Origin of the sequence: Pedobacter frigidisoli (assembly GCF_032678525.1) — a bacterium.
GTDB lineage: Bacteria > Bacteroidota > Bacteroidia > Sphingobacteriales > Sphingobacteriaceae > Pedobacter > Pedobacter frigidisoli_A.
Map to the genome: position 1 here is coordinate 87,603 of NZ_JAVTSE010000004.1, position 19,632 is coordinate 107,234.

The following is a 19,632-nucleotide window of genomic DNA, read 5'->3' on the forward strand; positions in this document are numbered from 1 at the left end:
ACGCTTTTTAGTTTTCAGCAATTTCTTCTTGCGCTTTTCGGGCGAAAACTAATCGCTATTTATTGTGAGATTACATCAAGAAGCAAAATCTATACTGAAATGTTGCTCCAGTTAAACTAAATGAGTTTCTATGATGTCCTGAAGTTCTGTTTCTCTGGAAATGAGATCACTCAGTAATTTAAACTGATTTTTTGTGCGATCCAGATTCTGTGTCAGGTATGCTGTAGGGTAATATATATTTCCATTTAAAAAATCGGTAAGGAAACGTAATGCTTGCATGTAGATGATGTACTTGCCCGAGAATAATATCAGTTCCTTCTCAGTTGTGGTAAGGATGTGTTTCATCTCAGACAGATATCCTTCTATTGTAGCCTCAAAATATGGCAGTCGGATCTTTATCTTGTTCAAATCAGTTTCATTCTCCGTGAATGCACAAAGATAGGTCCGCATCATATCTCCTAAATCCGATATAAACTTACCCGGCATTATCGTATCTAAATCGATTACACAAACCCCCTCATAAGTTTGAGTATTTAAAAGCACATTACTGATTTTAGTATCATGGTGCATCACCCTGTCTGGGAAGTCGGGAAGCAGAACGTAGGACTGGAAATAATCAAGAATGTACCGGTGATTCTGGGCATCATCAATTTCGTTCTGAGCTCGAGCTTTCAAGTCATTTGAAGCCCCATTTAAGGCACTTTGAAACTGTTCAAATCGTAATTCCAGATCATGAAAACCTTCAATAGTAGGCTCAAGGCCAGAAGCGTCAAATCGATCAAGCAGCCGGCTTAACTTCCCAAATTGTTTAGCTGCTTCAAATGCTTGTTGTGGTTCCGTTAAAACATCCAGAGATACCGTGTTAGGAACATAAGGTAACATTCTCCAGTATTCATTCTGAAAAAAAAACATCTCCTCACCACTCAGTGTTTGAATTGGTTTTATGAAAAGATAGTGCGGGTATAATCCTGAAAGGTAATCAGCTATCGATCTCAAATTGTTTGCAATAGCCTGAGGCTTCTTAAAAACCACTGTGTTTATATTCTGAAGAATATATTTTTTTCCCTCAATGAGTGGAGAAAGCAAATAAGTACGGTTGATTAATCCCGTACCTATTTGTGCAATATCCAGATCCTCTTTACTGAATCCGTAGGCCTCTAGAACTTCAGCGTCTAGGTTTAACTCCATAGTTTTTCAGGATATGCCCCGTTCCTGATCAGTTGATCAATGCTATCTTGAACATAGGGCTTATCTTCTTTATATGTTACGCCAAACCATTTATTTGATGTTGGAACAACTTTGAAGCTAGCTTCACCTGTTCGCACCAGGTTCTCCCCAATTAATGGAATGAAGAATTCAGCCTTAGGTTTGTCCTGATTGGCCAGTGCAAATTCTACAAACAGCTTTTCAGTAATCTTGAATACCGAAGGTGTAAAACCCCAGAAATTCATAGATACCGGTGTTTCGAAACTTAAAGGAAACTCTTCACCATCCTCTTCGTAAAATATTTTATCGTCTTTCGGATAAACTTTTGTCCGCTCTACAATTTCTTCTAAATTCCCTGCTGCATCTACTTTACATACCCCACGTGATACAGCACCAAATTCAGATAATGTTTTTCCAATCTGATATCCAATGATTGAGTAATTGCTGTCAGATACATCTGTAGTTAAAAAGTCAACCATTTTTTTAAAGGCATCGTAACCATAATAGTCATCAGCATTGATTACGCAAAAAGGCTCTTTAATAACGTTTCTTCCAGATAGAATGGCATGGGCAGTTCCCCAGGGTTTCTCACGATAAATTTCCTGATCGATGCCAAATTGCTTCAAATCGAAATTTTGAAACACGTACTCTGTTTCAATTCTTCCATTAAGCTTAGGTTCAAATATCGATTTAAAATTATCTACAAATTCTTCTTTGATGATAAACACAACTTTGCCAAAACCGGCATTAATTGCATCATATATAGAGTAGTCGATAATGGTTTCTCCGTTAGGGCCAAAGCCATCAATCTGTTTCATGCTTCCGTAACGGCTGGCCATTCCTGCAGCCAAAATCAATAAAGTTGGTTTCATTTACTGTTAATTTACTTGTAAAGATGAAAATGCTAATGACAAATTATTCATCATCTCAAATTCATATTGCGAAAATAGTATTTTAAGAATTAATTATAGTATAGGTATTTTGCACTATTGAAAATGCAAATCACACTTTACAATCCAAACAGGCCACCGCCGCTTTTTGTTCTGGTTTTTTTACCTGTAAGCATGCCGAAAATGCCTCTAACAATATCCTTGCCAATCTGGCGTGTAATTGTAGCACCCATAACCTCTTCGATGAGGCTTTTAGCCCCTTTTTCCTTACTTACCTGCTGTTCCTGTTTCTGCTCTTCTGCTTGGATTTTTTCCTGTTCTGCTTCTGCGGCCTGCTCATTAATTCTCTTTGTCAGAATATCATAGGCACTCTCAGGATCTATCGGATCTTTATATTTTGCAAATAGGGGACTTGCGTGTATCAACTGATCGAATTCAGCTGACGTTAACGGACCCATCATGGCACGCGGAGGGGTTAGCATCGTGGCAGAAACCTCTGTCGGTATCCCTTTCTCATTTAGTACCGTTACTAATGCCTGGCCAGTCCCTAAAGAAGTTAAAACCTTGTCAATCTCGTAGAATTCGGAATTTGGGTACGTATTGACAGTTTTTTTCAATGCATCAACATCGTTAGGGGTAAAAGCCCTTAAAGCATGTTGAATCCGGTTTCCTAGCTGCCCCAAAACACTTTCAGGTACATCTGTCGGGGCCTGTGTACAAAAGAACACTCCAATTCCTTTAGATCGTATTAACCGGATTATCGTTTCAATCTGTTCAAGAAATGCTTTTGAAGAATTTTTAAATAGCAAATGTGCTTCATCGAAAAAGAACACAAGTTTTGGTTTGTCTAAGTCCCCAACCTCGGGCATCGTATTAAATAATTCAGCTAAAAGGCTGAGTAAAAATGTCGAATATAGAACGGGTTGATTTTGTACATCTGCGATATTTAGTAAACTGATTGTGCCTTTCCCATCAATTCTTTCAAAAAGATCCGCTACATCAAATGACTTTTCTCCGAACATCCCACCTAAGCCTTGCTGTTCTATTGCTACAATTTTTCTGAGCATTGTTCCCGAGGTAGCAGTCGAAATGCTTCCGTAGCTTTCTTTAATTTCTTTTGCGCCAGCACCTTCCGATAAATATGATAATAACTTTTTAAGGTCATTCAGGTCAATGATGGGCATTTTATTGTCATCAGCATATTTAAAAATCACTGCCATCACGCCAGACTGCGTATCATTTAAATCCAAAATTTTAGATAAAAGCGTAGGGCCGAATTCAAGAACGGTAGCACGCATTTGTGCACCTGTTTTGCCTGATAGTGAATAAATTTCTAATGGAAATCCTGATGCATTGAAAGGTTTGTTTAATTGTTGAGATCTTTCCTCTATTTTGGGATTTACCGCACCAGCCTGATGCAGTCCTGATAAATCGCCTTTAACATCAAGCATGAACACCGGAACACCTGCGTCAGAAAGTTGTTCAGCAAGCAACTGGAGGGTTCTTGTTTTTCCAGTTCCAGTTGCACCGGCAATTAAGCCATGTCTGTTCATCATTTTTAACGACAGGTTTATTTCAGCATCACTGTAAACCTGTCCTTCCAAAATTCCAGCACCTAAATAAATATATGAGCCTGTAGGGGCATAGGATAATTTTATTTTTTCTATGAATTTCGAAGACAAATCGCTCATGTTTTTTGAAATTAGAACGCCAATTTAAGAAACTAATCTTTAATTAATTGTGTTTTAAGGTTAAGTATTTACTGAAATTATTGCACAAACGATTGATTAATCCAACCTATACATCTGCTTATAATAATTTAGTTCGTTCTTAAGCGCAATCATTTCATTTTCCACATCACCTATTTGTGCTAATAGTTGCGTTATTGCATGTAAGCCTTCAATATTGATATCTAAATCATGCGTTAAGCGTATGTAACGTTCTAATTTAGAAAGCTCAGATACCGGTAAAAAGGTAACTTTCTTCACTATTGTAGTCTGGATCAGTCCAAAATCCTCTAGTGATTCGATAAATTTAATTTCGACTTGGTGATATGCGCATATTTCGTCAATTGCAATTAGTTGAGTTTCCATTTGTTTAGATTTTGGAAAGTTTTTCAAATAACTCTTTCTGCTCAGCGTTAAGATTGGTAGGTATTTTGATCTGCCATTTAATATACAGGTCGCCAAATGCGTTTTCTTTTTTATAAACAGGAAATCCCTTTCCTTTTAGTCTTAAATTGGTATCGGGTTGTGTACCTTCTGTAATTTTCAGCTTAACTTTGCCATTTAAGGTCTCGACGATCTTTTCTCCACCTAAAATAGCAGTATAAAGATCAATTTCCTCCTGAACATAGATGTCATTTCCTTTTCTTTTAAACCTTGGATGATCAATAATATTAAATTTAATATATAAATCTCCTGGCGGCCCATTATTTACACCCGGAGCCCCGTATCCCGGTAATTTAATCTTTTGACCATTCTCCACACCGGCCGGAATATTAATTCGAACCTGCTTCCCATTCACTGTCAAGGTTTGTTTGTGTGTGGTATACGCATCAATTAGGTTAAGCTGTAAATCCGCATTATAATCCTGTCCTTTAAACGGTGAATTTCTGCTGCTTCGTCCTCTTGCTCCGCCAAACATAGATGAAAAGAAGTCTGAGAAATCTTCCCCTCCAAATCCTCCTTCGTAGTCATTTCCAGTGTACCCTCCACCGCCGGATTGATATTGTCTTCGCTGCTTTTCCTGGGCATCCAGCTGATCTGCATGCTGCCAGTCTTTACCATACTTGTCGTATTTCTTACGCTTCTCCGGATCGCTTAGCACTTCATTCGCTTCATTGATTTGCTGGAATTTTTTATTAGCCTCCTCGTTATTGGGATTCAAGTCGGGATGATGTTTGCGGGCTAGCTTTCTATACGCTTTTTTGATATCGTCGGTAGTTGCATCTTTCTTTAAATCGAGAATTTTGTAGTAATCGATATAGTCCATATTTCAATAACAAATAATTATAAACAATGTTCAAATAGTAACGGGTCAAAAGTACTTAAAAGGGAATCATTCCTCTTCTTTTTAATCAAATGACTGATTTAATTCCAAAAAAAAATGCCCCTCTAAGGGGGCATTGATTCGTTTGCCGGCTATTTCTTATTCTTTACATATTTCTCTAACCATTGGTCTTGCTCCCATAAGGCATGAAGAATGTTTTCCTTACCGCGATAGCCGTGTGCCTCATAGGGTAAAAAAACAAACCTTACCGTTCCACCAGCTCCTTTTATTGCAGCAAATAAACGCTCACTGTTAATCGGGTAGGTTCCGGTATTATCATCAGAGTCACCATGAATCAGTAATAGTGGTGTCTTGATCTTATCAGCATAACTAAATGGGCTCATTTCATAATAAAGCTGAGGTACCTGCCAGTAAGTACGGTCTTCATTCTGAAAGCCGAAAGGAGTTAGTGTACGGTTATAAGCTCCGCTTCGGGCAATGCCTGCAGCAAATAAATTAGTATGGGCCAATAAATTTGCTGTCATAAACGCCCCGTAACTATGACCACCAACTGCCATTCTCTTTTTATCACCTACCCCTAAATCAGAAAGTTTATTAATTGCAGCCTCTGCATTTAAGCTTAACTGCTCCACAAAAGTATCATTCGGCTTTTTACCATCCTTGGCAACAATAGGCATTTCGGCATTATCTAGTACAGCATAACCCCTGGTTACCCAGTAAATTGGCGAGCCCCATGATATAGCTGTAAACTTATCTTTAGACCCACGGATTTGTGCCGCATCCGCTGCTGAATTAAATTCACGGGGATAAGCCCAGATTAGTGTCGGTAATGGACCATCTTTCTCTTTATTGTAACCCTTAGGCAGATATAAATCACCAGTTAAGTCAACACCATCCGCACGTTTGTATGAAATTTTTTCCTTGGTTATTCCGTCCAGAGAAGGGTAGGGGTTTGGGAAGTTGGTAATGGGCTGATCAGCAATCCTCATTACCAGATTCTTTATGTAATAGTTTGGAACTAGCTTTTGACTTTCTCTGCGCGTTAATAAAATCAGTTTTTCCGGATTAATCACATCACTAACATACTCGTATGTTCCTTCAGCACTCCTCCAGATAATTTCATTCTTCTTAGAATTAAGATCAAATTTTGCAAGAAATGGCAGATCACCCTTTTCAGATGAACCAACTATATTATTCATTAATAACTTTGTTCCATTATCTACAGTATGGACCACCTGACGGCCGTATTTGTTTTTTGTCGTCACAGGTGTGCCCGGATTGCCATAAGCGTCGGTCTGGTTGCGGCTATAAAGTTCTTCAACAGCGCCTGTAGAAGGATTGTATCTGCTTACCTTGCTTGTTTGCTTGCTGCGTAAACCTTCTGTTATCAATGCAAGATTTGAATCTCCCCACTGTACACCCCTGAAACGGGTTTGAGTTTTAAATATTTCCTTTTCAGTTCCCGTGAATGGGGCGCTTAATGAATATACCGCATCATGGAAGGGTACATTGTTTTTAATTAATCCACTATCGAGAGGTTTTGACCATATTAATGTTGCTGGTTCATCATCTCTCCAGTCAAATGCCCGTGCAATATTTTGTAAATTGTCATATCCGGATGGAGATACCTCCGATGAAGGCAATTCAGCAATGGTTTTAACCATTTTGCCATTCAAATCAGTAACAGCAATTGTAGATGGAAATCCGTAAGCTGTCACCAGGTAAGAAAAAGGCTTGCGGATGGTTTCTACCATCATATAATTTTTATCAGGAGACAGCGTAACCCGGGCATAAATAGTGGGTTTACCGATGGGGCTCTCTACTCCATTAGTATTTTTTACAAGCTGTGAAGTAGCAAAGAATTCAAAAAGCTGCTCATCAAAGGGCGATTTAATCAGATCCTGGTAGGTAACGCTTGGAGATGCTTTACCAAGGTTTTGTTGTATGGTTGGCCCTTTCGGGGTAAGCGGTTTTTTAGGGGCTGAGCTGGCCAGTTTTGTTACCGCCCGGTAAATGATGGTTTGGTCGTTCAACCAGGTTAAACCACTTCCCAATACTGTGTTTAAATAAGCCTTATTAATTTTACTGGCTTTTTTAGTTGCAATATCAATGATGTAAAGATCAACACCTTTCTGAGTGGTGTTTGTAAAAGCAATCTTATTTTCCGATGGGTTCCAGGTAAGGTTGCCTGCGTAAAGCGGCGATGGAAGGCCTGTTACCTGAAACGTTTGGTTGGATTTAATATTCTTTAAACTGAAGTTATTAATGTAGTTCTGCCGGCTCGGCGAATAATTATTAGGATTTAATCGCAAACCTGCAATTCTGTATTCGGGCATAGCCAGTTCTTCTACAGAGGGGTATGAGTTACGCTCACTAAAAAGTACCCACTCTGCCTTCCCGTCAATGCTAACACCAGGGGTTGGCTTTGCTAAAAGTAAATCCGAGATTTCTTTCGGTGGGCTTTGATAGTTAATGGCATCTTGTGCAGCTGTATTCAAAGATACACATGCACCTGCTATGCATAGATAGAGGTAAAGTTTTTTAATCATTTCCGGTTGTTTGATAAATAACAGTCAAATATTGGAAAATTTGCATACTTGAAGCGTAACTTCTTATTTACAAGCAAAAAATTCTGAAAAAGAATATAAATTTCATCCGGCGGTTTGCCCATTGGGTTTAACCATAAAGATTCTGTATGCTTTCAACAGAATTGGTAATCATCTGTTTCAGCACCCCTAAATCAATATCCTGGAGTCTTTTAAAGTAAATGCAGGCTTTTCCGGTTTTGTGTTTACCAAACTTACCTAAAAGTACCTCACGATCTTTGAACTCAGCCGATAGATAGATTACAATTGCATTTTTTCTCGGAGAAAAGCCAGCCAGTGGAGCATCTCCGGCTCTTCCACTCTCGTATAAGTAGTGATAACTGCCAAAGCCCACGATAGCACTTCCCCGCATCTTCGCCTCAAAGCCGGTAACGGCAGTGATGATAGCCGATAACTCATGGCAATCATTTCTTTTTAAATCGTCGGCAACAGTGTTTAAAAAGTTACTAACGTTGTTTTCGTTTTCAGTTGTTTTATAATTGCCATTATGGGTGGGTTTAAAGTGGACTAAACCAATTGTCGGTAAAAAATAAAAATAGCCATCAAAATGATGGCTATTTCAGAAAAGAGTAATCTTTTTATGGTGTGCCTGCCCTCCGCGGATGTCCCGCTCACAGGACTTTTTTATCATCCTTTTACGGTAAACAATTTAGCGAATACTTGGTTTTATTGTGTAAGATAATTTTAAACATTTTCAAATAAATGTTAATATCTTAAAATCGAACAAAAGATGTTATTCAGAAAATTAAACTTATTCACTACAAGAGCCATCTGTAACTTCTTTAAATGCTAATCAATATGTCTGAACCAAATTACGACCTGTTTTATCAACTTGGCGCATTATCAACAATGGGATATTTCACGTATCAGGTAAACGAACAGAAGTTTTCTTATGTCAATAAAGCCCTTTCCGAAATTCTGGAAATTGAGCAGAGCCACCTGGCATCATCGCCACGTTTAGTATTGCAACACTTACATCCCGAAGATCGCGATCATGCAAGGTTTTGTTTTGAAGAATGTTTGTTGGATAATGAAGAAAAAAAGTACGAGGTGAGGTTGAAGATTGCAGATCGCGAAAAGTATATTAGAATAATTGTTTCACCATTACATAAAATTAAGGGTATTGATTTGGTAGGTACCGTAGAAGATACCACTGTGATGAGGCATAATAAAATTCATATAGAACAGATTAATTCCCGGAAAAATATTACCCTCGAAGTATTGGCGCATGATCTTAAAGAGCCTTTGGGGATAATGAAACTGGCGGCATCCTCTATTCAACTTGGTTTAGAAAAAACCGGAGATGTGGAAATGCTAAATTCAGTCGCCTTTATCAAACACATGTGCGAAAGAAACCTTTTATTGATCCGGAGTATGATCAACAAAGAATTCCTGAAATCATCTGAGGTAGAAATCGGTAAAGAAAGAGCAGATATCGTGCTCGAACTACGCGATGTAATCCGTTTCTTTAAGCGCTCCAAACTGGGAAAAACCAGGACCTTTATTTTTACCGCTTCCGCAAACAAAATTTTCCTGCAACTGGATAGCATGAAATTTCTACAGGTAATCAATAACCTGATTTCAAACTCACTGAAGTTTACCGATGAGAATGGCATTATCGAACTTCATGTTCAGGAGTTAGAAAATAGTGTGTTGATAACTGTTGCCGACAATGGAATAGGAATTCCTGAGCCCCTGCAGCCTGGCCTCTTCAATCGTTTGCCTCAAACGCTGCGGTCAGGATTAAAAGGGGAAGAATCCGGAGGTTTCGGGATGAGCATCATCAAAGCAATTGTTGATTTACATCAAGGAAAAATCTGGTTCGAGAGCCAGGTTGGCCTCGGAACAACCTTTTACATCGAGATGCCTAAGTAGGTATTTTTAAATTTAAATGAACGTAAGTTATATTTGAGTTATGATTAACATTATTCTTGCGGACGATCATAACATTATCCGGACTTCTCTAAAAGCGCTTATCGAAAAGTATGAAGGCATCAAAGTTGTAGCAGATGTATCAGATGGTTCAGCCGTTTTAGAACTCCTTGAAAAAGGATTAAAAGCCGACATAATCCTTTCAGATATTTTAATGCCACAGTTGGATGGCATCAGTTTAACAAGCCAGATTAAGACACGGGGATACCAAACCAAGGTTGTTCTTTTATCCATTCTCGACGATGAAAAATATGCATCAAATGCCTTTGTGTCAGGTGCTTTCGCTTACCTTTCAAAAGACATTGAAGAAGATGAATTGTTGTTCTGTTTACAGCATGTAATGAAAGGAAAACGCTATCTTTCCTCAAACCTATGCATTTCAGTTCTCGAACGTTTTAACACTCAGTTAAACATGCTTGCCCAAAAAAGCAGTAATAAAATCAATTTTACCGAGCGTGAAATAAATGTATTAACACTCATTTCAGAAGGCTTAACCAACCAGGAAATAGCTGATAAATTATACTTAAGCAGGCGTACTGTTGAAAGTCAGAGGGAAGCTTTAATCAGCAAAACAGGTACTAAAAACTCTGCCTCTCTGGTGCGTTTTGCTATGATAAATGGCTACGTCCTGTAGATATTTTGAGTGTTTTTCCATCCAAAATTAGGTGTTTTGAATAAACCGTAAAAAATCGGGTATTTCTACAAATAACATCCCTATAGCCGGTTTTGTTACTTTGATACATTATCCCGGTTTACTATGGAAACACTAAATTTTGAGTGCGATATTTATAAATATAAACAACCGCTATTTGATAAAGCATTATCCTATACGCGTGATGAAGATGAAGCTGCCGATCTGGTTCAGGATACTTTCATGAAAGCATTTAGGTTCTCAGCAAAATTTGAACTCGGCAGTAACATCAGGGCATGGTTATTTACTATACTTAAGAATACCTTTCTAAACCATTATCATAAAGTAAAAAGAAAGAATGATTTGGTTCAACAGGAAGACGATCTGTCTTCGGCACAGTTAGTAATAAGTGCAACTTCCAATGCTGGGGCCGGTAAGTTTATGATGGAAGATATACAAAAGGCCTTAACAGCATTGCCTGAAGATTGCAGGTACTGTTTCTGCAGGTATTTTGAGGGATATAAGTATCACGAAATTTCAAATGAACTCAATATTCCGCTAGGTACAGTGAAAACTAAAATTCATATTGCCAGAGGCCTGCTTAAAAAGATGTTGAGAAATTACAAAGACAGGACAGCCGCCTAGATTATGCCGGCACTAAGCAGGTATGTAACTAATTAATCGCCTAAAAATGAAACAATAATTTGTGTACAATTGTTATTTTTGTTCACTCTTTCATGTTTGAGCGCATGTTTGGGTTTAGATATGGGATAGGTTGGGGAACCTATCCCTTTTTTTACCTTTAAGATTTTACACGCTGGTTTTGTTGCAATTCAGTTTTCAGTTCCTCAATTTGTTCTTTAGCTTGTTTACTTTCCAGGTAGAAATAAATTGCAGTAGCTAAAAAGATTTTTCCTAAAATGAATACTGCTGCAAAAAACCAACGCCAGGCTTTGTGTATTCGCATTTGATTCGATTCAGACTCAACCTCAATATATCGATCACGGCTGTCCTTTTTGGTTTTTTCGAAATCTTCGTAGTCCGGACGTATTTTCAAACTACGCTCCCGAAGTTGAATCTCATTTATCTCCTCTTCAATTTTTCTGAAAACAGCAGCAGGAGGTTCAATAGCCATTCCTTGAGCCAATATTTCCATATCATATTCCAGCTTTGCAAGGGCATCTTCAAACTCAGCGCTTTGCTCTTTAAGGAGTAAAACTTGCGCGGTTTCATCTGCAGTGGCAACTCCCATTACGTAAGTTTCCAGCAAACCACTGTCTATTATTTTCTTAATTTCCACGTACCCTCCTCATTTTATCTACACCTAACCGAAGCTGATTCCGAATTTCATCTTCATTTTTTCCTAGTGTAACTGACAGGTAAGCAATGGATTTGCCACCATAGTAAACAGCGCAAAAAATTTCTTTTTCCAACTCGCTAAGCACCTCAAGATTTTTGGTCTTTCGGGGTGTAATACTAACGTTTGCTGTTTGTTCTGCCAGCTTATTCTGCGCATACTGCCTCAATTGAAGCCATATGCTTAGATTGTTGCTTTCCTGAATGTTAAATTCCTTCGCAAAAGAAGTAAGTATGAATGCCATTTGATCTTCTGCCTTTTGATGATCCTGTACAATTCCATTGATATAGCCTAACAACATGGCGGCATATTTATTGTAAAACCAACGGATATCCATCGGTTCGGCAGGCGGGACGTTTAAAACTGCGTTGAACATTGATATGAATTGATCTTAATCACTTGCAAGATAGGTGCAAATTTTCGAAACTAGCTAAAAAATGCCATAAATATTTAAAGATCAAAATGCCAGGGAAACTCAACTTTTGTTTCACAACTGGTTTTATTTCATCAAATTTACCTTATGAAAATTGCAACTTATAATGTCAACGGAATTAATGGTCGCTTACACGTTTTGTTAAAATGGCTTAATGAAACCCAGCCCGATATAGTTTGCTTACAGGAGCTGAAGGCACCGGATGAGAAATTTCCACTGGAAGCAATAAATGGTGCAGGCTATAAGGCAATTTGGCACGGCCAGAAAAGTTGGAATGGAGTTGCCATTCTCGCCAAAGATTTAGAGATTAAAGAATTAAGGAGAGGATTGGATGGTGATCCCGAAGATTTGCACAGCCGGTATATAGAGGCTGAAATAAACGGTATCGTTATTGGGTGTCTTTACCTTCCGAACGGAAACCCTGCCCCCGGACCGAAATTTGATTATAAGCTTTCCTGGTTTGAAAGGTTTACTGAACATGCAGCCAGGTTATTAAGTTATAATTTGCCAGTTGTTCTGGCAGGTGATTATAATGTTATTCCAACAGAAAAAGATGCATATAAGCCCGAAAGGTGGGTTGAGGATGCCCTTTTCAGGCCTGAAACCCGTCAGGCTTTTGAGAAATTGATCGCTCAGGGATGGACCGATGCAATTCGGAAATTATATCCTGATGATACCATTTATACTTTTTGGGATTATTTTCGCAACGCTTACGGCCGAAATGCCGGATTAAGGATAGATCATTTCTTGCTAAGTCCGCAAATCACTGATCGGTTAAAAGCTGCAGGAGTTGATCGGGAAGTAAGGGGATGGGAAAAAACAAGTGATCATGGTCCGGTTTGGATAGAGGTTGAAGTGTAGACATTCATTTTCCATCAGGTCTCATTAGCGCTATTCTAAATAATAGTGCCTGATCTTTTGTAAATCTTCATCTAATTCATATACCAACGGTTTCGCCGTTGGTATTTCTAATGCAGTTACCTCCTCGTTGCTTAAGCGGTCAATATATTTAATTAAAGCCCTCAGGCTATTTCCATGTGCAACAATTATTACCTTTTCATTTTTGCTAATGGCCGGAACTATCGATTCATTCCAGTAAGGAAGCACACGTGCAATGGTATCACTAAGGTTTTCAGTTTTTGGAAGTTCCTTAGCATCCAGAAATTGGTACCGTGCATCATGACCCGGGTATCGCTCGTCATTTTCATCTACCGCTGGCGGTTCCTCCTCCGGATCTCGTCTCCATTTCTGCACCTGTACAGATCCATATTTCTCCGCAGTTTCCTGCTTATTTAATCCCTGTAAAGCACCATAAAAACGTTCGTTCAAATGCCAGCTTTTATATTCCGGAATCCATAAATGATCTAAGTCTTCTAAAATAACATGTAAGGTTTTAATAGCCCGTTTAAGCAGCGATGTAAAGGCAATATCAAAATTGTAATCATGCTTCTTTAAAATTTCTCCGGCCTTTTTTGCCTCTTCGTAACCATTTACCGATAAATCTACATCTGTCCATCCGGTAAAACGGTTCTCCAGATTATAAACACTTTCTCCGTGGCGAATGAGTACGATTTTTTTCTTCATATATACATAGCAAACTAAGCGCCATATTGTTTATTACAAAATAAGTTTAATAATCCTCACAAGGCAAAAAAGGCTTGAACTATAAATTCAAGCCTTTCGTTTACTGATTTCCATTAATCTCCTGTTGCTTTTTTAATGCTTCTTTCTGATCAGTTAGGTCTTTATAAAAGAAATATGCTCCAAATCCAAGTATCAAAATAATGTTGCTGGGTTTGAAACTATGATCAAGCCAGTAACTGAATGTTGGCGCATTTCCATTAAAACTTGCCTTTATGCTTGGCCAGGAGTTTAAGGTAAAAATGATAACAATCATCAGTAAAACCCGTATCAAAGTTTTAACTACGATTTTACCATAGTTTATTTTTTCGGCCACCATTATTTAAATTCTCTAAAATCCTGCCCGTCTTTAATGTTCAGTAAACTTTCATAAATTAAGCTGATGACATTATCAACATCCTCTTTGTGCACCATTTCTACAGTAGTGTGCATGTAACGCAAGGGCAGGGAAATTAACGCCGATGGAACACCTCCATTTGAATATGCAAATGCATCAGTATCAGTTCCTGTAGATCTTGATGAAGCCTGACGCTGAAAAGGAATCGCATTTTTTTCAGCTGTTTTAATCAACAATTTATTCAGGTTGGTTTGTACTGCAGGTGCATAGGATACCACTGGGCCCTTTCCAGCCGATAAATCACCCTGAGTATTCTTGTTAATCATTGGTGTAGTCGTGTCGTGAGTGACATCCGTAACAATAGCTACGTTCGGTTTAATACGTTGAGCAATCATTTCCGCTCCTCGTAAACCGATTTCTTCCTGTACCGAATTTACAATATACAAACCAAAAGGCAATTTCTTTTTGTTTTCTTTCAGTAAACGCGCAACTTCAGCAATCATAAAGCCACCCACACGGTTATCTAGCGCACGGCCTACATAATAACGGTCGTTTAAGATCATGAATTCATCTTCGTAAGTGATTACGCAACCTACATGTATCCCCAGTTGCTCAACCTCTTCTTTCGACGTGCAGCCACAATCCAGAAAGATATTTTTAAGTTCCGGTGCCTGCTCTTTCTCGCCATGACGCGTATGGATAGCCGGCCAGCCGAATACAGCTTTTACCAAACCCTTTTCAGTGTGGATATTTACACGTTTCGATGGAGCAATCTGATGATCTGAACCTCCGTTACGGATAACATAAATTAGCCCGTCATTCGTGATGTAATTTACGTACCACGAAATTTCATCGGCATGCGCCTCAATTACAACCTTATACTCAGCTTTAGGATTAATCACCCCAACAGCAGTTCCATAGTTATCTACAAAATGCTCGTCGATATATGGTTTCAAATAGTTTAGCCACAGTTTCTGTCCTTCCCATTCATAACCGGTAGGAGCAGGGTTGTTAATATATTCTTCTAAAAACTGTAATGATTTTTTGGTAACTACAGTATTGTGCTTTTTCTTTTCGTCGTCTTTTTTCTTAGCCATATGATATTGATTTTACCCCCAGATTCCTGAAACATACAAATTATACGTTTTCATGCGCTGTTGGTTCTTCATTAGTTATTATTAATTCCATTACCACGAAATCAAACCCATCCTTAAAAAAGGTTTTTTCTGTTTCATGAAAGCCAAATTTATAATAAAATTCTTTAGCATTTACCCGCGCATTGCACCATAGTTTAGATGCCTTCTGAATTTTACAATAATCCAATAGATATTCCATTAGCATACTTCCAAGTCCCGATTTCTGTACCTGATTAGATATTGCCAGTTTCCTGAACTGATACACATCTCCGGTGTGAAATAATGACACAACACCTGTCAGTTTATGATCAAGATAAAGCCCGAAATGTGTTCCCTCGAAATCCTCCGCAAGTTTTACACTGTCCAAAGGCAGGTCCGGGTACATCACTTCATGCCGAATCCGCCAGGTAAGCGAAGGGAATATTTGCTCAATTTGTACCAGTGCCATATTTACAATAAAAAGTTGAAACCAAGTTTCCCTCCAATATTAAAATAGGTATCAACTTTAGTAACAGATGCCATCGGTCCAAGCGCAAGTTCGAAATTTATTTTCTTGCCAATCCAGGTTTGAAAGCCCCATTGTGGCATAATGTTGATTTGATATCCATAAAGTGTATTGCTTGTAGTAGGAATAATTCCCAATAAATCCAGTCCAACATACCCGGCATTATTGTTTATGGTTTTCTTTCCTTTTTTATTTCTTTTTTCGAAATTGTAATAATGCCGGAATCCTGCATTAAGTACGGGGTATACCTTAAAATCAGAAGTAGTATTTGTAGTAAAATTGTAGTTGTTATCCACTAGTATTTCTGTTTGGTAAATAAATGCCCCCTCAGCTCCTCCTCCAAAATATACAGATGTTGTTTTGCCCACTTTCTGTTCTCTCTCATAATTGATACCAAGTACCGATAACCTGATTTTGTTTAGTGAAATCACTTCTGTCGCCTGGGCAACTTTAGTGCTGTCCTGAGCTTTCGATTGTGAAATTGTTAAGCTACACATTATCGTGAGCAGGATTAATTTGATTGCGGTTTTAGATGTCATTGTTGTTTTTAGATTATAAGTTAAATTGTTTTTTCCCTCCGTAAAATTTATAAATTAATATATTTAAAATGATAATGGCTGTCATTCCGTAGCAGAACAAATTCCAGCCACCTTTATCCCATAAAAATAAGCCTAAGGCAGAACCACAACTGGCGCCGATAAAACTAACCGACATAAAGATCGTATTCAAACGGTTCCGTGCTTCCGGAATTAAGGCATAAATCCGCGTTTGGTTGGTTACATGTATGGCTTGTTGTCCAATGTCAATTAATACTATTCCAACCACAAACAAATACAAGTGATTACCCGTAAAATAGAAAAGCGTTACACTTACAATCTGTAATATAAACCCGATCATCAGGTTCTTCCTTGGGTTATTCCCATCGCTTAGTTTCCCCACAAGCGGGGCGGCAAGCGCGCCTGCTGCACCGGCAATTCCAAATAAACCAATTTGCAAAGTCTGGAAATTAAACGGAGGGTTAGCAAGGAACAATACCATTGTGGTCCAGAATGCACTGATGATGGCAAAGGCTAAAAAGTTGATGATCGAAGTCTCTCTTAAAACTGGTTGTGTTTTAATATAGCTGAACATGGAATACATCAGTTCACGGTATTTTCCCTTAAACGACGGATAGCTTTGAGGGAAACGCTTAGCCATTAAGCCAATCAGCAACAAACAGATTCCTGCTGCAATGTAATATACAGCTCTCCAGCCCAGCCAAAAACCAATGCTTCCGCTTACCGCCCTCGATGCCAGTATTCCAACCAGCAAGCCGCTCATAATCGACCCAATATTTGCACCACGATTTTCATCGCTACTCAAACTTGCTGCAAGTGGCAAAATCAGTTGTGGAACAATCGAGCAACAACCTATTAACAACGACGCAATTTCAAGTAGAAAAAATGTATGCGAAACAGCAGCCACCAATAAAGCTGCAATAGCTAAGCAGGTTATAATCAGAATTTGCTTTCTCCGTTCAAACATATCTCCTAAGGGCACCAACAGGAATAATCCCAAAGCATATCCAATTTGAGTGAGGTAGGTAATTCTCCCGGCGTAACTTTCTGTCAGATTGAAATCTTTAGCAATCAGAATAACCAGTGGCTGGCAATAATATATGTTTGCAACAATTAAGCCTGTGCAAAAGGCCATTAATACTATGTCTACTTTCTTTAATTCCATCATAAATCATCCAACCTTACAAAGGGATATTCCCGTGTTTCTTTCGGGGGGCGTTCACCACCTTATTTTCCAACATTTTGAATGCTTTAATCAACTTAATACGGGTTTGGGACGGTTCGATTACTTCATCAATAAAGCCACGCTCTGCTGCGCGATAAGGATTGGCGAAAATATCTGAATATAATTTTTCTTTCTCTAACCACTTCTCTTCAGGATTGTCACACATCGAGATTTCCTTTTTAAATATGATCTCCGCAGCACCTTTAGCCCCCATTACAGCAATTTCCGCACTGGGCCAGGCATAGTTCATGTCTGCACCAATATGCTTGCTGTTCATCACATCATATGCACCGCCATAAGCTTTTCTTGTAATTACCGTAACACGTGGTACAGTAGCCTCACTAAACGCGTACAGTAGTTTAGCTCCATTTGCTATAATACCATTCCATTCCTGATCGGTACCAGGCAGAAAACCAGGAACGTCCTCAAAAACCAAAAGTGGTATATTAAAACAATCGCAAAAGCGTACAAACCTTGCGGCTTTTACTGAAGAATTACTATCCAGAACACCAGCCAGGTAGGCAGGCTGGTTCGCCACAATACCTATACTTCTTCCTGCGAGCCTTGCAAAGCCAACAACAATATTTTCGGCAAAATCTTTATGTACCTCCAGGAAAGAACTACTGTCGCATACGTTCGATATCACCTCCCGCATATCGTAAGGCTGAGATATATTTTCGGGTAAAAGTTGATCTAACAGTGGTCTGCTTTCATCCGATGGATGATAGGAAAGTGAAGCTGGTATTTCCTCACAATTCTGAGGCATGTAACTCAAAAGTTTTTTTACATGGCCTATTGCCTCTATTTCATTGGCACAGGCAAAATGTGTTACCCCCGATTTGGTAGCGTGGGTAGTTGCCCCGCCTAGTTCCTCTGAGGTAACTTCTTCGTGGGTAACTGTTTTTACCACATTTGGCCCGGTAACAAACATATAAGAAGTATTTTCCACCATTAAAATAAAATCGGTTATTGCCGGAGAATACACCGCACCGCCGGCACATGGCCCCATAATGGCCGATAGCTGCGGAATAACACCAGATGCCTGAACATTCTTGTAAAAAATATCAGCATAGCCGCCTAATGAAACAACGCCTTCCTGTATGCGTGCACCTCCGCTGTCATTCAAACCAATTAACGGAGCCCCGTTTTTCATGGCCATATCCATTATCTTGCAGATTTTTTCGGCATGGGTTTCAGATAAAGATCCTCCAAAAACAGTAAAGTCCTGAGAGAATATGTAGGTTAGCCGCCCGTTTATGGTGCCGTAACCGGTAACTACACCATCTCCCGGGTATCGCTCACGCTCCATCCCAAAGTCAGTACTGCGGTGGGTAACCAGCATGCCTATCTCCTCAAAACTTCCTTCGTCCATTAAAAAGTGGATACGCTCGCGGGCTGTTAACTTACCTTTTTGATGCTGGCTGTCTATGCGTACCTGCCCGCCACCAAGTTGAGCCTGTCTTATTTTATCCTGAAGTAGTGCTATCTTTTTATCCATATGCCGCAATTAACAGAATCTAAATTTAAAAATTAGTCCCGTGAATGCAAGTACATAATTAACCTTTGTTTTTTTACAATCATGCATTATGGAAAGTATTGGTAGTTAATTGATAGTTTCCAATCAGGTAATGTCACAATTGAAATTCAGGCACTTATTGTTTTTAACATAATTGCATCAACGCATATTTTTTTTCAGATATCCATTGAAAAACCAATTAAGCATTTACTTTTGTACAACACATTAGAATAAGATTAGAAAATCGTCATGCTTTTCAGAAAGTATAAATATCTCATCGTATCAGCTTTTATGCTCATCTTCATTGCCAAGATGGGAATTTCTGGTGCGCCGGTATTTTTCTCGAGTATAGATAAAGACATGATGAAGGCGGTGATTATGCAGATTGAGCTTGAGCATGATGGTGGAAAAGACACAGCTAAAGATACAGCCAAATTTACCGATTTTAAACTGGTAGAACTAAACCATCCTATTTTCTCTTACGAGTTTTCTTCCAGTCATTTCATTTTGAAAAGTAGTTTCATAGAGCATTTTCGCCGCTACGCCGATCCGTATCATCCAACGGTTCCAACACCTCCCCCAAACCTTATTTAATATCCCGTTTTCAGTTTAATTCTTTCCGCAAAGCTATAAGCTGCTAGCCCTGGT

General features: G+C 38.8%; 21 protein-coding genes. 5 read left to right on the forward strand and 16 right to left on the reverse strand.

All coding sequences use genetic code 11. From position 1 onward, the window contains the following. Positions 1-111: 111 nt before the first annotated feature. The 7 genes from R2Q80_RS12355 to R2Q80_RS12385 form a co-directional block, all read right to left on the reverse strand. Positions 112-1,188 carry an aminoglycoside phosphotransferase family protein gene (locus R2Q80_RS12355; protein ID WP_316799899.1) on the reverse strand — a complete coding sequence of 359 codons (1,077 nt, stop codon included), beginning with the start codon at positions 1,186-1,188 and terminating at the stop codon, positions 112-114. Beyond that, positions 1,179-2,078 (reverse strand): NDP-sugar synthase, encoded by a 900-nt coding sequence (locus R2Q80_RS12360; protein WP_316799900.1) that lies wholly within the window; start codon positions 2,076-2,078, stop codon positions 1,179-1,181. Before R2Q80_RS12360 ends, R2Q80_RS12355 begins: the two co-directional genes overlap by 10 nt. Positions 2,079-2,215: 137 nt before the next feature. Next, positions 2,216-3,787 (reverse strand): helicase HerA-like domain-containing protein, encoded by a 1,572-nt coding sequence (locus R2Q80_RS12365; protein WP_316799901.1) that lies wholly within the window; start codon positions 3,785-3,787, stop codon positions 2,216-2,218. Positions 3,788-3,883: 96 nt separating this feature from the next. Beyond that, positions 3,884-4,189, reverse strand: coding sequence for a chaperone modulator CbpM (locus R2Q80_RS12370; RefSeq protein WP_316799902.1), 306 nt, complete (start codon positions 4,187-4,189; stop codon positions 3,884-3,886). 4 nt (positions 4,190-4,193) lie between these two features. Beyond that, positions 4,194-5,090: a J domain-containing protein gene (locus tag R2Q80_RS12375; RefSeq protein ID WP_316799903.1), complete on the reverse strand. Its 897-nt coding sequence runs from the start codon at positions 5,088-5,090 to the stop codon at positions 4,194-4,196. Between the two features lie 149 nt (positions 5,091-5,239). Further along, a complete protein-coding gene (locus R2Q80_RS12380) occupies positions 5,240-7,657 on the reverse strand; it encodes an alpha/beta hydrolase family protein (RefSeq protein ID WP_316799904.1) in 2,418 nt (805 codons plus the stop codon). Positions 7,658-7,784: 127 nt separating this feature from the next. Then, positions 7,785-8,231 carry a DUF1801 domain-containing protein gene (locus tag R2Q80_RS12385; protein WP_316800289.1) on the reverse strand — a complete coding sequence of 149 codons (447 nt, stop codon included), beginning with the start codon at positions 8,229-8,231 and terminating at the stop codon, positions 7,785-7,787. Positions 8,232-8,512: 281 nt separating this feature from the next. Here R2Q80_RS12385 and R2Q80_RS12390 point away from each other — a divergent pair, with 281 nt between their 5' ends. The 3 genes from R2Q80_RS12390 (at position 8,513) to R2Q80_RS12400 (ending at position 10,922) form a co-directional block, all read left to right on the forward strand. Continuing rightward, positions 8,513-9,589, forward strand: coding sequence for a PAS domain-containing sensor histidine kinase (locus R2Q80_RS12390; RefSeq protein ID WP_316799905.1), 1,077 nt, complete (start codon positions 8,513-8,515; stop codon positions 9,587-9,589). A gap of 40 nt (positions 9,590-9,629) precedes the next feature. After that, entirely contained in the window at positions 9,630-10,280 is a 651-nt protein-coding gene (locus R2Q80_RS12395) for a response regulator transcription factor (protein ID WP_316799906.1), read from the forward strand. 123 nt (positions 10,281-10,403) lie between these two features. After that, on the forward strand, positions 10,404-10,922 hold the full coding sequence (locus R2Q80_RS12400) for an RNA polymerase sigma factor (RefSeq protein ID WP_316799907.1): 519 nt from the start codon (positions 10,404-10,406) through the stop codon (positions 10,920-10,922). A 157-nt stretch (positions 10,923-11,079) separates the two neighbouring features. Here R2Q80_RS12400 and R2Q80_RS12405 read toward each other — a convergent pair whose 3' ends face one another. Then, positions 11,080-11,577, reverse strand: coding sequence for a hypothetical protein (locus tag R2Q80_RS12405; protein ID WP_316799908.1), 498 nt, complete (start codon positions 11,575-11,577; stop codon positions 11,080-11,082). Beyond that, positions 11,567-12,010, reverse strand: coding sequence for a hypothetical protein (locus R2Q80_RS12410; protein WP_316799909.1), 444 nt, complete (start codon positions 12,008-12,010; stop codon positions 11,567-11,569). Before R2Q80_RS12410 ends, R2Q80_RS12405 begins: the two co-directional genes overlap by 11 nt. A gap of 144 nt (positions 12,011-12,154) precedes the next feature. Between R2Q80_RS12410 and xth the strand changes: the two genes are divergently transcribed. Continuing rightward, positions 12,155-12,928: an exodeoxyribonuclease III gene (gene xth, locus R2Q80_RS12415; RefSeq protein WP_316799910.1), complete on the forward strand. Its 774-nt coding sequence runs from the start codon at positions 12,155-12,157 to the stop codon at positions 12,926-12,928. Positions 12,929-12,958: 30 nt separating this feature from the next. Here xth and gpmA read toward each other — a convergent pair whose 3' ends face one another. The 7 genes from gpmA to R2Q80_RS12450 all read right to left on the reverse strand — a co-directional run bounded on the left by gpmA (position 12,959) and on the right by R2Q80_RS12450 (position 18,966). Next, a complete protein-coding gene (gene gpmA / locus R2Q80_RS12420) occupies positions 12,959-13,651 on the reverse strand; it encodes a 2,3-diphosphoglycerate-dependent phosphoglycerate mutase (RefSeq protein ID WP_316799911.1) in 693 nt (230 codons plus the stop codon). Positions 13,652-13,751: 100 nt separating this feature from the next. Continuing rightward, positions 13,752-14,027 (reverse strand): hypothetical protein, encoded by a 276-nt coding sequence (locus R2Q80_RS12425; protein WP_316799912.1) that lies wholly within the window; start codon positions 14,025-14,027, stop codon positions 13,752-13,754. Further along, positions 14,027-15,142 carry a M42 family metallopeptidase gene (locus tag R2Q80_RS12430; protein ID WP_316799913.1) on the reverse strand — a complete coding sequence of 372 codons (1,116 nt, stop codon included), beginning with the start codon at positions 15,140-15,142 and terminating at the stop codon, positions 14,027-14,029. Before R2Q80_RS12430 ends, R2Q80_RS12425 begins: the two co-directional genes overlap by 1 nt. Before the next feature lie 40 nt (positions 15,143-15,182). Continuing rightward, positions 15,183-15,629 (reverse strand): GNAT family N-acetyltransferase, encoded by a 447-nt coding sequence (locus R2Q80_RS12435; protein WP_316799914.1) that lies wholly within the window; start codon positions 15,627-15,629, stop codon positions 15,183-15,185. 2 nt (positions 15,630-15,631) lie between these two features. Next, positions 15,632-16,225: a hypothetical protein gene (locus R2Q80_RS12440; RefSeq protein WP_316799915.1), complete on the reverse strand. Its 594-nt coding sequence runs from the start codon at positions 16,223-16,225 to the stop codon at positions 15,632-15,634. Between the two features lie 13 nt (positions 16,226-16,238). Next, positions 16,239-17,411 carry an MFS transporter gene (locus tag R2Q80_RS12445; RefSeq protein ID WP_316799916.1) on the reverse strand — a complete coding sequence of 391 codons (1,173 nt, stop codon included), beginning with the start codon at positions 17,409-17,411 and terminating at the stop codon, positions 16,239-16,241. Between the two features lie 13 nt (positions 17,412-17,424). Continuing rightward, on the reverse strand, positions 17,425-18,966 hold the full coding sequence (locus tag R2Q80_RS12450; protein WP_316799917.1) for an acyl-CoA carboxylase subunit beta: 1,542 nt from the start codon (positions 18,964-18,966) through the stop codon (positions 17,425-17,427). A gap of 267 nt (positions 18,967-19,233) precedes the next feature. Between R2Q80_RS12450 and R2Q80_RS12455 the strand changes: the two genes are divergently transcribed. Further along, positions 19,234-19,578 carry a hypothetical protein gene (locus tag R2Q80_RS12455; RefSeq protein ID WP_316799918.1) on the forward strand — a complete coding sequence of 115 codons (345 nt, stop codon included), beginning with the start codon at positions 19,234-19,236 and terminating at the stop codon, positions 19,576-19,578. Positions 19,579-19,632: the final 54 nt, after the last annotated feature.